The organism is Streptomyces fagopyri, assembly GCF_009498275.1.
GTDB classification, from domain to species: Bacteria; Actinomycetota; Actinomycetes; order Streptomycetales; family Streptomycetaceae; genus Streptomyces; species Streptomyces fagopyri.
The window spans coordinates 8,665,874-8,677,676 of record NZ_CP045643.1; the positions used below are offsets into that span (position 1 = coordinate 8,665,874).

An 11,803-nucleotide genomic window follows, 5' to 3' on the forward strand; every position below is an offset into this window, starting at 1 on the left:
CGGCGGACGGAGGCCGGGGCGGCGGAAGGACGCGGGGACTGCGGGGGAGGAACGGTCCCCGGGTCAGCGGAAGGTGGCGTGGCGCGGGTGCGGGCGGCCGGGGCGTCGGCCGGGACGGACACGGCGGGAGCCAGGCCCGGTGGCGATGCCTGCGCCGAATCCGGGTCCGGTGCCGCTGTCCGGCCCGGAGCCGATGAGGCCGGCTCTGTAGAGCCCGTACGTGATGCGCCGTCGCGCCGCCGCCTCCAGTTCGTCCCGCAGGGCGCCGTCGCGCAGCAGCGCGTCGGGGCCGAGCAGGACTTCGACGACGGCCAGCGCACCGGCGGTGTCGCCGTGGTCGAGGCGTTCGCGGACGCCGGCGAGGCAGTCCGGTTGCCGGTGCGCCACATCGATGACGCGCAGGCAGGGGAGGGGGGTACCGGTCAGCGCCGCCAGCAGTTCCTCGCGGCGGATCTCGTCCGGGTCGTGGTCGAGTGGGGCCAGGACTCCGTCGACCAGGCCGATACGGTGGCGGGCTCCCCGGCACTCGACGAGGTGCGGTCGTCCCGGCCGGTCCACGGACGGTGACGGGTGGACCGCGGAGTGGTCGCCCGGTGCCCCAGGTGCCAGTGCCGAGGCGACCAGCGGGTGCAGCCGGTCCACCTCGATGGCTCCGGCGCGGATCAGGTCCAGGTCGGGCAGCACCCAGGTCGCCGCGTCGGGCAGGACCGGCAGTGCGGAGAGGTCAGCCTGCGCGGACGCGGCCGTGATCCGCGGCGCGGGCGGCCCGAAGCCGTCCCCGTCCGCGGCGAGGTTCACGACCACCCGGTGGCGGGCCCCGAGCCGTACGGCGACGGCGCCGGCGGGTCGCCCCTCGGCGCGCAGCACGATGCCCGCCTCGGCGGCCCATCGGTCGACGGCGCACCGGTGTGCCCACGGCACTCCCGCCGACGCGTCCGGATCCACCGCGGCGTCGGCGTCGGTGGGCGGCCGCTCGGCACCGGCGCGGATCCGCAGCTCGTCCGTCCTGCGCACGTCCCAGAGATGGCGGTGGAGGTCGAGGCGGAACCGCCCGGCGGGGTGGGGATGGGGGTGGCGACGGGCACCGGCGTCGGGGCAGGAGCCGTCCCAGAGCGCGAGGCTGATCCGCTGACCGGCGTCCGCCCAGGCCGGCGGTGTCCGCGCGACGAGGTGCACCGGGCCCGTGCCGTCCCGTCCCGCCCCGTCGTACCGTGCCAGGGCGAGGGTCAGCCCCGGGCGCAGCAGCCCGTCGGGGGCGATCCTCGGCATGTGCCAGCGCAGCAGGTCGGGGGCGAGATGGCGGAGGTCGGCCCGGATCCGGGCGGCGAGGTCCCGGCCGTGGGCGCGGGCCACCGAACGCGGACTGAAGTCGACGTCGACCCGCGCGGCGGCACAGGCGCCCGCCCAGTCCCCCGCGGAGCGGCGGGCGGTCGACGTCTCGATCATGGAGGGCGGCACGGCGAACTCGCGCACGCGCAGCCAGAGGGAAAGGCGGGAATCCCGGTTCGCGGTCGCAGTGAGCATCAGCACTCACCTTGCGCGGACGGGGCCCCCATTCTGTCAACGGAGTGAATGGTCATCGCGGGGAGCGTAGCGGTCCTCGCCGGCGAGGTGCCACGGGTTTTCGATCGGACCGCCCGTGGGCGCGGGCCAGGTTCGTCGCCGAGCGGTCAGGCGGTTCACGTCGGGAGGGAGGTACGGGCGCCACAGCCCGTACCTCCCTCCCGGCATCCCCGACCCGCGGCCTCCCAGGGGATGCTGAGGCCGCGTCCGGCCGGGTGGGTCAGTCCGTGCCGAACTCCATCGCGGCGCGGTCCAGCATCTCGTCGTCCTCGGAGACCTCGCCACGGGAGGCGATGGCCTCGGCTCCGCCCTCCGGCATGGTGCCGATCAGTCCGGTGGCGGCCGCCTGCGCGGCGCCGATGGCGGGTGAGGTGCCGATCAGGCCGAGTCCGGCGTACTGCTCCAGCTTGGCGCGCGAGTCGGCGATGTCGAGGTTGCGCATGGTGAGCTGGCCGATCCGGTCCACGGGGCCGAAGGCCGAGTCCTCGGTGCGCTCCATGGACAGCTTGTCCGGGTGGTAGCTGAACGCCGGACCCGTGGTGTCGAGGATCGAGTAGTCCTCGCCGCGCCGCAGCCGCAGGGTCACCTCGCCGGTGACGGCCGTGCCGACCCAGCGCTGCAGCGACTCACGCACCATCAGTGCCTGCGGGTCCAGCCAGCGGCCCTCGTACATCAGCCGGCCGAGGCGCCGGCCCTCGTTGTGGTACTGGGCGACGGTGTCCTCGTTGTGGATCGCGTTGACCAGACGCTCGTACGCCGCGTGCAGCAGGGCCATGCCGGGCGCCTCGTAGATGCCGCGGCTCTTGGCCTCGATGATCCGGTTCTCGATCTGGTCGGACATGCCCATGCCGTGCCGGCCGCCGATCGCGTTGGCCGCCATCACCAGGTCGACCGCGGAGCCGAACTTCTCGCCGTTGATGGTGACCGGGCGGCCCTGGTCGAAGCCGATCGTGACGTCCTCGGCGGCGATCTCGACCGAGGGGTCCCAGAACCGGACGCCCATGATCGGCTCCACGCTCTCCACGCCGGTGTCGAGGTGTTCCAGGGTCTTGGCCTCGTGGGTGGCACCCCAGATGTTGGCGTCGGTGGAGTACGCCTTCTCCGTGCTGTCGCGGTAGGGCAGGTTGTGCGCGAGGAGCCACTCCGACATTTCCTTGCGGCCGCCGAGCTCGGTCACGAAGTCCGCGTCCAGCCAGGGCTTGTAGATCCGCAGGTGCGGATTGGCGAGCAGGCCGTACCGGTAGAAACGCTCGATGTCGTTGCCCTTGAACGTCGACCCGTCGCCCCAGATCTGTACGTCGTCCTCGAGCATCGCCCGGACCAGGAGGGTGCCGGTGACGGCGCGTCCGAGCGGGGTGGTGTTGAAGTAGGCGCGGCCGCCCGAACGGATGTGGAACGCCCCGCAGGTGAGCGCCGCCAGGCCCTCCTCGACCAGTGCCTCGCGGCAGTCGACCAGGCGCGCGATCTCGGCACCGTAGGTCTTCGCGCGGCCGGGCACCGAGGCGATGTCGGGTTCGTCGTACTGGCCGATGTCGGCGGTGTAGGTGCACGGGATGGCTCCCTTGTCGCGCATCCACGCGACCGCGACCGAGGTGTCGAGACCGCCTGAGAAGGCGATGCCGACGCGCTCGTCGGCGGGAAGGGAGGTGAGGACCTTAGACATAGAAAGAGTATGCATTGAAACGCATGGTCATGCAAAGTCCTCCAGGTCGGACCGCTGGTGGTGTCCCGGACAGCGGTGTCCGGATCTGTGGGACATCTGGCTCCAGCGACATGGCGGCCCCCGCGATCCGAGCGGACCCTTGAGGAGGAACACGGAAGGTCCCCGGCATGGACCGGCGGACGGTGACAAGGAGGCGGATGTGATGTCGAGTCGTACGGACACAGCGGCAGGGGTGACGGTGCCCGACACGCGCCTGGCGCGCGAAGCCACCGCGCTGGTGCGCGACACCTCGACCGAACTCCTCTTCCACCACTCGCGCCGGGTGTTCTGGTTCGGCAGCCTGCAAGGGCGCAACCGGGATCTGAGCTTCGATCCCGAGCTGCTGTACATCGGGGCCATGTTCCACGACCTGGGGCTCGGCGAGCGCTTCCAGCACAGCGGCCGCCGGTTCGAGGTGGACAGCGCCGACGAGGCCCGCCGGTTCCTGCGCGCGCACGACGTGCCCGAGGACAGCATCCGCAGGGTCTGGACGGCCATCGCCCTGCACACCACCCCGGGGGTCCCGCAGTTCATGGAACCCGAGGTCGCCCTGGTGACCGCGGGGGTCGAGTACGACGTCCTCGGCATCGGCTACGCCGACGTCCCCGACGAGGACCGCGCGGCGATCACCGCCCTGCACCCCAGACCCGACTTCAAGCGCCGCATTCTCGCCTCCTTCACCGAAGGCGTCCGGCACAAGCCGGAGTCCACCTTCGGCAACGTCAAGGCCGACGTCCTCGCCCACTACGTCCCCGGCTTCGAGCGCGGCGACTTCGTCAGCACGATCCTGGATTCGCCGTGGCCCGAGTGAGGGCCGATCCCCTTACGGGCGCGACGAGTTCGCCCCACACGGTGGCGGTGCTCGCCTTCGACGGAGTGCAACTCCTCGATGTCGCGGGCCCCGCCGAGGTGTTCACCACCGCGAACGAGGACGGCGCCGACTACGACGTACGCATCGTGTCGGAGACCGGGGCGGGCATCCGCACCTCCTCCGGGGTACGGCTCAGCGCCGACACGTCGGCGGAGCAACTCCCCGAGCGGCTCGGGACCCTCGTGGTGCCCGGCCGCCCGGACTGGCGGCGAGCGGTCGACGACCGTCACCTGGTGGACCTGGTCACGGCGCTCTCCACGCGTTCGTCCCGCACGGCCTCGGTCTGCGCGGGCGCCTTCCTGCTGGCCGAAGCCGGGATCCTGGAGGGCCGCCGCGCCGCGACGCACTGGCGGCTCGCGGGCGAACTCGCCACGCGCTACCCCCGCGTGCGCGTCGAGGCCGATCCCGTGTTCGTCCAGGACGGTCCTGTCCTGACCTCGGCGGGCGTCACGACGGGCATCGATCTGGCGCTCGCGCTCGTCGAGGCGGACCACGGGGCGGACCTCGCGCGCGCTGTCGCCCGGCAGCTCGTGGTATTCATGGCGCGGCCGGCCGGCCAGTCCCAGTTCAGCGCGCGGATGACCCCGCGCGGCTCCGGACATCCCACCCTGCGCGGGGTCATGGACGCCATCGCGGCGGATCCGGCACAGGCCCACCACATGGACGCGCTCGCGCTGCAGGCGGGCGTCAGCACCCGGCATCTGAGCCGGCTCTTCCGCACGGAGGTCGGCATGACCCCCGGCCGGTACGTGGAGTTGGTCCGCGTCGAAGCCGCGCAGGCGCTTCTCACGAGCGGCAACGACTCGGTGGACGCCGTCGCCGCACGGTCCGGCTTCGGTTCCGCGGAATCCATGCGGCGCAGCTTCCAGCACATCATCGGTGTCGCCCCCACGGTCTACCGCGCCCGTTTCCGGAGCACGGCGGAGCAGGGGACCCGGGGCTGAGCCCGGTGCCGCTTCGTCCGCTCGGGGCGCCGCCCGGCTCGGCGTCCTTCACGTCGGTGCCGGTGGGCGTGGCGCGCGCGACGATCCTCGCCCCCGGCTCCAGCGGGCCTCCCCACTCCGCCAGACCTATCGTGGAGAGGAGGAACCCGCGAGCGCACACCCTGGAAGTGTGCGCGCCCCAGACCCCCCGACCTCAGGGAGCGCGTCATGTCGCGCAGCAGCAACTTCGCCGTCCTGGAGAACTTCGGATCAGCGGTGAACAGTGACCATCTCGGCGAGCTGGACGACTACGTCGCCCCAGGCTCCGTGGACCACGACCCGGCACCGGGCCAGATTCCCGGCCCCGAGGGCTACGAGGAGATGTTCGCCACGATGAGACGGGCCTTCCCCGATCTGCACATCGAGGTCGAACACGTCATGGCCACCGACGACGAGATCGCCTTCGCGTACACCATCACGGGCACCCATCTCGGTGAACTGATGGGGCACGCCCCGACCGGCAGGACGGTGAGCTACCGGGGCATGCAGATCAGCCGGTTCGCCGACGGGAAGATGGCCGAACGCTGGGGCAGCAGCGACGAGCTCGGCATGCTGCGCCAGCTCGGTCTCACCCCGTGATGATCACCGCGGGCCGTCCGTGAACGCACCTGTCGCAGGGACGCGCGCACGGCGCCGGGTTCGGCCGCACGGTCCCCGCGGCCCGGTGAGCACGGCAGATGCCGGTTCGGCACCCCCGGGACGGTGACGGGCCCGCCGGGAGACAGCCATGAGTACCGACGAGGGAGCCGCCGCCCACCAGGAGGCCCTGTGGGGCGCGCCCGCCGAGACGGAGGGCGCGGCGGCGGCCGTCATCGACGCGGACGGGACCGTCGCGGGCTGGACCCGCGGCGCCGGGCGGCTCCTGGGCTACGCCGCCGAGGAGGTGCTGGGCCGGCCGTTCGCGGACCTGCTGGCACCGACCGGCGCGGCCCGGCCGCGCCACCGCCGCGGGCACCGGCTGGAAGTGGGACTGCGCATCTCCCGACTGGCCGCACGGGACGGCGCGCCCCGGTGGCTGGCCTCGTTCGACCCCCGTCCCGACGCCCGCCGGCGGCTCGCGAGCGAGCGTCTCGCCCTGCTCAGCGAGGCCAGCACCCGCATCGGGACCACCCTCGACGTCATGCAGACCGGACAGGAACTGGCCGACTTCGCCGTACCGCGGCTGGCCGACTACGTCACCGTGGATCTCGCGGAGTCCGTCTCCCTCGGTGCGGAGCCCCTGGTTCGGCTGGGGATGGACGCCGGACGCGTCCCCGCCTTCCGCCGCGCGGGGGTGGCGTCGATCCACGAAGGCATCCCGGAGTCGTTGTGGGACCGCGGCCAGCCCGTGTTCGTCCCGCCGGCCTCACCGTTCACCCAGGTGCTGACCTCGGGGAAGTCCTTCATCGAGCCTATGCTGCGCAAATCCCTCGGCACCTGGCTGCGGTGCGATCCGGAGCGGACCCGGGTCATCCGCACGACCGACATGCACACCGTGATGATGGTGCCGATCCAGGCGAGGGGCGTCGTCCTCGGTATCGCCGTCTTCGTGCGGACGGACAATCCCGCCCCGTTCGAGCAGGACGATCTCGTCCTCGCGGAGGAGCTGGTCGACCGGGCCGCGCTGAGCCTCGACAACGCCCATCGTTACACCCGCGAACACATCGCCGCGCTGGCCCTGCAGCGCAATCTCCTCCCGTCCCGCCTGTCCGGCGGACCGGCCCTGGAGGTGGGCTCACGCTATCTGCCCGCCGACCTGGATCACGGTGTGGGCGGGGACTGGTACGACGTGATGGCCCTGCCCCGTGACCGGGTCGCCCTCGTCGTCGGCGACGTGGTCGGCCACGGCATCCAGGCGGCGGCCGCGATGGGCAGGCTCCGTACCGCGCTGCGCACGCTCGCGGACATGGATCTGCCGCCCGTCGAGCTTCTGACGCGCCTGGACCGCACGGTCGGCCGTCTGGCGCAGGAGGACGCGGACTCCCCGGGCGCCACCTTCGCGGGCGTGGGCGCGACCTGTCTGTACGTCGTCTACGACCCGGCGGAACGGATCATCGACATCGCCGGAGCCGGACACCTTCCCCCCGTCGTCGTCAGCCCCGACGGTGAGGCGACCGTCACGAGGATTCCCTCCGGAGTCCCGATCGGCCTGGGCCTCGGGCACTTCGAATCCGTCCGGATCGAGATCCCCGACGGCAGCCTGATCGCCCTGTACACCGATGGACTGGTCGAGTTCCCGACCGAGGACATCGAGTCCGGGATACGCCGCCTCGCCGCCGCCCTGGCCCGTCCGGGGCTGCCCCTGGAGGAACTGTGCGACCGGGCCGTCGCCGCCCGCCGCACCCCCTCCCTGTCCGACGACGCCACCCTGCTGCTGGCCCGGACAGGTCCCTCCGGCGCGCCCTGAATCCCCTCGGACCCGGCCGGGCCGGACGACGGTCCGGCCCGGATCTGTGGGCCGTTGGTGGCAATGCGGTCCGCGCCCGCTTGCGCCTGTCGCCCGGGTGCTCGCGCCGCGCTGAACAATCGCCCTGGTCAAGACGCGCAGACGTGTCCGAGTGGCGGCGAGGGGAAAGACGATGGACAGGACAGGACGTCCGGAACGCAGAGCGTTTCTTGCCGGCGGATTCGCGATCGCGGCGGCAGCGGTGGCCGGATGCTCCGCCACCGAGGCCGTGGTGTCGCCGGCCGGGACCCCGTCGGCGACGGGGACCTCCACGGCGCCACGGCCGAAGACGCCCGCGGCGGCCTTCGCGCGGCTCATGGACGGCAACAAGCGCTGGGTGAGCGGGGATCTCGAGCACCCCGACCGGGATCCCGACCGGCGGGAGTTCGTCGCGCAGGAACAGGTGCCCTTCGGGTCGGTCCTCTCGTGCATCGACTCCCGGGTGCCGCCCGAACTGCTCTTCGACACCGGACTGGGCGACCTGTATGTGATGCGCACGGGCGGTGAGGCGATCGGCCCGGTGGTCACCGGTTCGGTCGAATACGGACCCATGACGAGCGGCACTCCGCTCATTGTGGTCCTCGGCCATCAGCGGTGCGGCGCGGTCGCGGCGGCGTACAAGTCGATTCGCGACAGCAAACCACTTCCCGGCAATCTGCAGGCGATCGTCGAGGCCCTGCGACCGGCGTACGAGCCGGCGGCCAGGGAAGGCGGGTCCGACCCTGTGGAGACCATGGCCCGCGCCCAGGTCAAGCTGACCGCGGAGGACCTGCGCTCCAACAAGGACCTCGCCCCGCTCGTGAAGAAGGGCGCTCTGGCGGTGGTCGGCGCCTACTACTCGCTCGACACCGGCAAGGTGGAGATCCTGACCGGCGCGCCCTCCTGAACCGCTCGGGCCGCGACTGAACCGCTCGGGCGAGGCCGTCCCGCTGAACCGCTCGGCCGCGGTCGTCCCGCCGCGCGGTCGCCGGGAGGACGCGGACGCGTGCGCACGCGCCAGGCTCGCTCACCCGCCGGGGGTGCGCGACGGGTGGCGGCGGCCGGCGCGGCGGGTCGTGCCGCCCATCGTTCGGCGGTCACCCCCCGGTGTGAAACGGCCCGAACTGCGGGCCTTTGCCGGGCCGGGCGGAGGCGTCTCTGTTTCCTGATGGCCGTTGCTCTCTGGTGGTCGGCGGATTCGCCGTGTAGCGTCGCTCGCAGATGTCGTGGTTCGCAGTACCTGCCCGCGCTCCGGTGCGGGCTTTTTGCTGTGCAGTGCCTGAGGACCAGGGCGATCACCTCCGGATCCGCGCGGTGCGGATCCGAAATCGACTGAGAGGCATTGACATGGCCACCGGAACCGTGAAGTGGTTCAACTCGGAAAAGGGCTTCGGCTTCATCGCGCAGGACGGCGGCGGTCCCGACGTCTTCGCGCACTACTCGAACATCAACTCGAGTGGCTTCCGTGAGCTCCAGGAGGGCCAGGCCGTCACGTTCGACGTGACCCAGGGCCAGAAGGGCCCCCAGGCCGAGAACATCACCCCCGCCTGACCGACGGCAGGGTAGAACGCCCGTGCCCGCGGAGTGCAGACTCCGCGGGCACGGGCGGTCCCGGAAGCGAGCCGTGCACAGGGGTGAAAGCCGGGCCGACCGGCACGACACGCGCGGGATGCCCGCTCCTCGGGCCAGGCGCGCCGTTTCCGGACCGACCAACCACGACCGTGGCGAACGGTTCGCCGAGCCGCGGTGAAGTGACCCCGCGCCCGATGGCGCGGCGCCGCTCAGCGCCGCCGCCGGGTCCCGCCCCCGGTCCCTGGTCGGTACGGCGCCCGATCCTGACGGCGCCGCAGCGGCCGAAGCGGCCAATGAAGCCCGGTCTCCGCCCTACGGAACGCGGTCTTCCGGGAGCCTCGGCGAAGGACAGGAACCCGGATCCGGGTCATGGCCCGACATGGGCGCACGGCTTCCGCTGACGGGGCGTCGGCACGGACGGACCACGGTCGCGCCCGTCACCCGGCATCACTCGGGCATGAGGGCGCGCGCGCCCGGTCCGGGCAGGGCCGTGACCTCGACCGGGGTGAGCGCCACGTGTTCGTCGGCGCACTCGACCACGACCCGCACCGGAGCCCCGCACCCGCTGTGCCGGATGTCGAGAATCGGGCCCTCGGGATCCGCCACGTACGCCTCACCCCATTGTCTGAGTGCCACCAGGACGGGCCACAGGTCCCGCCCCTTGCGGGTCAGACGGTATTCGTGTCGCGTGCGGCTGCCCGCTTCCCGGTAGGGCTCGGTCCGCAGGATCCCGGACGTGACCAGTGTGCGGAGCCGGCCGGCCAGGACCGCCTCCGAAAGCCCCATGTGACGGCGGAAGTCGTCGAACCGGCGGACGCCGTTGAAGGCGTCACGCAGGATCAGCAGCGTCCACTTCTCGCCCACCAGGTCGAGCGTGCGCTGGACCGTGCAGTTCTCCGTGCTCACCTCGAGCCACTCCATACCCGCATCATAGGCGAGCTGGCTTCGTCGTTGACAGTCAGCGGCGGCCACGGCTAGCTTCGATCTACGCAGTCAGATGAGGAGCGCAGGCATGGGCCGGTCACGTACGTACGAGTGGGAAGACCCGTCGGTCTCGGCCTCCGAGGTCGGGCGCGCCAGCGGACTCGACTTCCTGCGCGCGATGATCGCCGGCAGGCTGCCCGGTCCTCCCATCGGCGCCACCATCGGGTTCGTGCTCGAAGAGGTCGAACACGGGCACGCGGTGTTCTCGCTGGAGCCCGGCGAGGAGCACTACAACCCCATCGGAAGCGTCCACGGCGGGATCTACGCGACCCTGCTCGACTCCGCGGCGGGGTGCGCCGTCCAGACGACGCTTCCGCAGGGCATGGCCTACACCTCGCTCGACCTGACCGTGAAGTTCCTGCGGCCGATCACGGTGGACACCGGCAAGGTCCGCGCCGTGGGCACCGTCCTGAACGGCGGCCGCCGCACCGCGCTGGCCCAGGCCGAGCTGTTCGACTCCGCCGACCGGCTGCTCGCCCACGCCACCAGCAGTTGCCTGCTGTTCCCTGCGCCGACCGCCTGAACGTACGGCGCGCCCGGGGCTGTCGTCACCGGACGGCCCCGGAGCCGGCGGGGCCATGGCTCTGAGGCCTTCCCGAGCCCGTCCGGCACGCTCCGGGCCACGGAGCCGCGCTCGGGCCGTGCGACGTGCCCCGGCCGGGACCGCGAGGTCGACCGGGCCGAGAGTCGGCGCTGTCCACGCGATCGAGGCGCGCGCCCCTTGCCGTCGATGACTGCGGCGGTCCGTCGCCGCGGCGGCCATGACGTCCTGGCCCCGCCGCTCAGGCGAGATCGGCCCAGACCGTGTGACCCTGCGGTGTCGGCTCGTCGCCCCAGCGACAGGAGAGCGCGTCGACGAGACGCAGACCCCTGCCGTTCTCGTCCATCGTGTGGGCGGGGTGTCCCCAACGGGACTCGCTGAAACCGTAGTTGAGGGTGTGGCCGGCGTCCGCCACCTCGATGTGCACGGTGGGGCCGTTCTGGCGTGTGCGCCGAAGGGTGACGGAGACCCGGACGGGCGGCGCGCCGTGGCGCAGAGCGTTGGACAACAGTTCGCTGAGGACGAGGGCGGCGTCGTCGGCGAGCCTTTCGACATGCCACTGACTGAGACAGCTGCGCACGCTCCGGCGTGCGGCACTCGTGCCGAGAGCCGAGTCGCAGAAGAAACAGTCGGGTTCGGATGTCATGATGCGCATCCCCTGTGGGCCTCCGGCGGCTCTTCACGCCGAGGGAGGAGTGGATGTCCCGGCCCATGGCGTCGCCCCCGGGCGAGTGCTCGCGTAAGCGGTCGCACCCGCGGTCCGCCGCCCGGGTGAGGGGCGCGGGGAACGGAGCGGGAGGTGTGGACGGCCGGCGCGTGCCCGCACGTCAGCCACGCGGACATCGCGATCCGGAGCGCCCGAACCGACCTGGGGCGCTCCGCGCGGGGCGGATCCCGGTGACCTCAGAAGCCGATGATGCGAGCGGCGAAATAGGCCGCCACGATGATCGACCCGATGACGATCAGCCCGAGCCACCAAAGGGGATGCTCCCAGATCCCGCCGTCCGGCCGTTCCTGATGTGCCTCGGCGATCGAGCCCTCGACCGGAGGGGTTTCGCCCGGTGGCACCAATGGCTGTGACATGTCTCAACTCTCCGCCTCCAGGAGCGTGGCCGCATCTCGGACGCACTCCCTCCGCGGCCGATGTCCGGGCCGGGTCCCTCCTTCACAGTGTCAAATTGTA

Annotated in this window: 12 protein-coding genes; 7 read left to right on the forward strand and 5 right to left on the reverse strand. The window is 72.1% G+C overall.

Annotated elements, in window-relative coordinates:
- Nucleotides 1-63: 63 nt before the first annotated feature.
- Both GFH48_RS37455 and argG read right to left on the reverse strand, forming a co-directional pair.
- The gene (locus GFH48_RS37455) at nt 64-1,524 is read right to left on the reverse strand and encodes a hypothetical protein (protein WP_153292498.1); all 1,461 of its coding nucleotides are present in this window, start codon (nt 1,522-1,524) and stop codon (nt 64-66) included.
- A 259-nt stretch (nt 1,525-1,783) separates the two neighbouring features.
- Complete coding sequence (gene argG, locus GFH48_RS37460; RefSeq protein ID WP_153292499.1) at nt 1,784-3,226, reverse strand: argininosuccinate synthase; 1,443 nt, start codon at nt 3,224-3,226, stop codon at nt 1,784-1,786.
- A 202-nt stretch (nt 3,227-3,428) separates the two neighbouring features.
- Here argG and GFH48_RS37465 point away from each other — a divergent pair, with 202 nt between their 5' ends.
- The 6 genes from GFH48_RS37465 to GFH48_RS37490 all read left to right on the forward strand — a co-directional run bounded on the left by GFH48_RS37465 (nt 3,429) and on the right by GFH48_RS37490 (nt 9,074).
- Entirely contained in the window at nt 3,429-4,076 is a 648-nt protein-coding gene (locus GFH48_RS37465; protein ID WP_153292500.1) for an HD domain-containing protein, read from the forward strand.
- Nucleotides 4,064-5,080: a GlxA family transcriptional regulator gene (locus GFH48_RS37470; RefSeq protein ID WP_228121184.1), complete on the forward strand. Its 1,017-nt coding sequence runs from the start codon at nt 4,064-4,066 to the stop codon at nt 5,078-5,080. Before GFH48_RS37465 ends, GFH48_RS37470 begins: the two co-directional genes overlap by 13 nt.
- Before the next feature lie 207 nt (nt 5,081-5,287).
- A complete protein-coding gene (locus tag GFH48_RS37475) occupies nt 5,288-5,698 on the forward strand; it encodes an ester cyclase (RefSeq protein ID WP_153292501.1) in 411 nt (136 codons plus the stop codon).
- Between the two features lie 148 nt (nt 5,699-5,846).
- Nucleotides 5,847-7,505: a SpoIIE family protein phosphatase gene (locus GFH48_RS37480; protein WP_153292502.1), complete on the forward strand. Its 1,659-nt coding sequence runs from the start codon at nt 5,847-5,849 to the stop codon at nt 7,503-7,505.
- Nucleotides 7,506-7,677: 172 nt separating this feature from the next.
- On the forward strand, nt 7,678-8,430 hold the full coding sequence (locus tag GFH48_RS37485) for a carbonic anhydrase (RefSeq protein WP_194280789.1): 753 nt from the start codon (nt 7,678-7,680) through the stop codon (nt 8,428-8,430).
- A gap of 440 nt (nt 8,431-8,870) precedes the next feature.
- Nucleotides 8,871-9,074 (forward strand): cold-shock protein, encoded by a 204-nt coding sequence (locus GFH48_RS37490; protein ID WP_148009846.1) that lies wholly within the window; start codon nt 8,871-8,873, stop codon nt 9,072-9,074.
- A 468-nt stretch (nt 9,075-9,542) separates the two neighbouring features.
- Here the strand turns inward: GFH48_RS37490 and GFH48_RS37495 are convergent, their stop codons facing one another.
- Entirely contained in the window at nt 9,543-10,016 is a 474-nt protein-coding gene (locus tag GFH48_RS37495) for a winged helix-turn-helix transcriptional regulator (RefSeq protein WP_153292503.1), read from the reverse strand.
- A gap of 91 nt (nt 10,017-10,107) precedes the next feature.
- Between GFH48_RS37495 and GFH48_RS37500 the strand changes: the two genes are divergently transcribed.
- Nucleotides 10,108-10,602, forward strand: coding sequence for a PaaI family thioesterase (locus GFH48_RS37500; protein ID WP_153292504.1), 495 nt, complete (start codon nt 10,108-10,110; stop codon nt 10,600-10,602).
- 259 nt (nt 10,603-10,861) lie between these two features.
- Here the strand turns inward: GFH48_RS37500 and GFH48_RS37505 are convergent, their stop codons facing one another.
- Together GFH48_RS37505 and GFH48_RS37510 are read right to left on the reverse strand one after the other, a co-directional pair.
- Nucleotides 10,862-11,266, reverse strand: coding sequence for an ATP-binding protein (locus GFH48_RS37505; RefSeq protein WP_194280790.1), 405 nt, complete (start codon nt 11,264-11,266; stop codon nt 10,862-10,864).
- Nucleotides 11,267-11,523: 257 nt separating this feature from the next.
- The gene (locus GFH48_RS37510) at nt 11,524-11,703 is read right to left on the reverse strand and encodes a DUF6480 family protein (protein ID WP_153292506.1); all 180 of its coding nucleotides are present in this window, start codon (nt 11,701-11,703) and stop codon (nt 11,524-11,526) included.
- Nucleotides 11,704-11,803 lie beyond the last annotated feature (100 nt).

What these genes read in the sequence shown, in the direction of transcription:
- GFH48_RS37455 (WP_153292498.1), bottom strand. Translation starts at nt 1,524, where the DNA reads ATGCTCACTGCGACCGCGAACCGGGATTCCCGCCTTTCCCTCTGGCTG.
- argG (WP_153292499.1), bottom strand. Translation starts at nt 3,226, where the DNA reads ATGTCTAAGGTCCTCACCTCCCTTCCCGCCGACGAGCGCGTCGGCATC.
- GFH48_RS37465 (WP_153292500.1), top strand. Translation starts at nt 3,429, where the DNA reads ATGTCGAGTCGTACGGACACAGCGGCAGGGGTGACGGTGCCCGACACG.
- GFH48_RS37475 (WP_153292501.1), top strand. Translation starts at nt 5,288, where the DNA reads ATGTCGCGCAGCAGCAACTTCGCCGTCCTGGAGAACTTCGGATCAGCG.
- GFH48_RS37480 (WP_153292502.1), top strand. Translation starts at nt 5,847, where the DNA reads ATGAGTACCGACGAGGGAGCCGCCGCCCACCAGGAGGCCCTGTGGGGC.
- GFH48_RS37485 (WP_194280789.1), top strand. Translation starts at nt 7,678, where the DNA reads ATGGACAGGACAGGACGTCCGGAACGCAGAGCGTTTCTTGCCGGCGGA.
- GFH48_RS37490 (WP_148009846.1), top strand. Translation starts at nt 8,871, where the DNA reads ATGGCCACCGGAACCGTGAAGTGGTTCAACTCGGAAAAGGGCTTCGGC.
- GFH48_RS37495 (WP_153292503.1), bottom strand. Translation starts at nt 10,016, where the DNA reads ATGGAGTGGCTCGAGGTGAGCACGGAGAACTGCACGGTCCAGCGCACG.
- GFH48_RS37500 (WP_153292504.1), top strand. Translation starts at nt 10,108, where the DNA reads ATGGGCCGGTCACGTACGTACGAGTGGGAAGACCCGTCGGTCTCGGCC.
- GFH48_RS37505 (WP_194280790.1), bottom strand. Translation starts at nt 11,266, where the DNA reads ATGACATCCGAACCCGACTGTTTCTTCTGCGACTCGGCTCTCGGCACG.
- GFH48_RS37510 (WP_153292506.1), bottom strand. Translation starts at nt 11,703, where the DNA reads ATGTCACAGCCATTGGTGCCACCGGGCGAAACCCCTCCGGTCGAGGGC.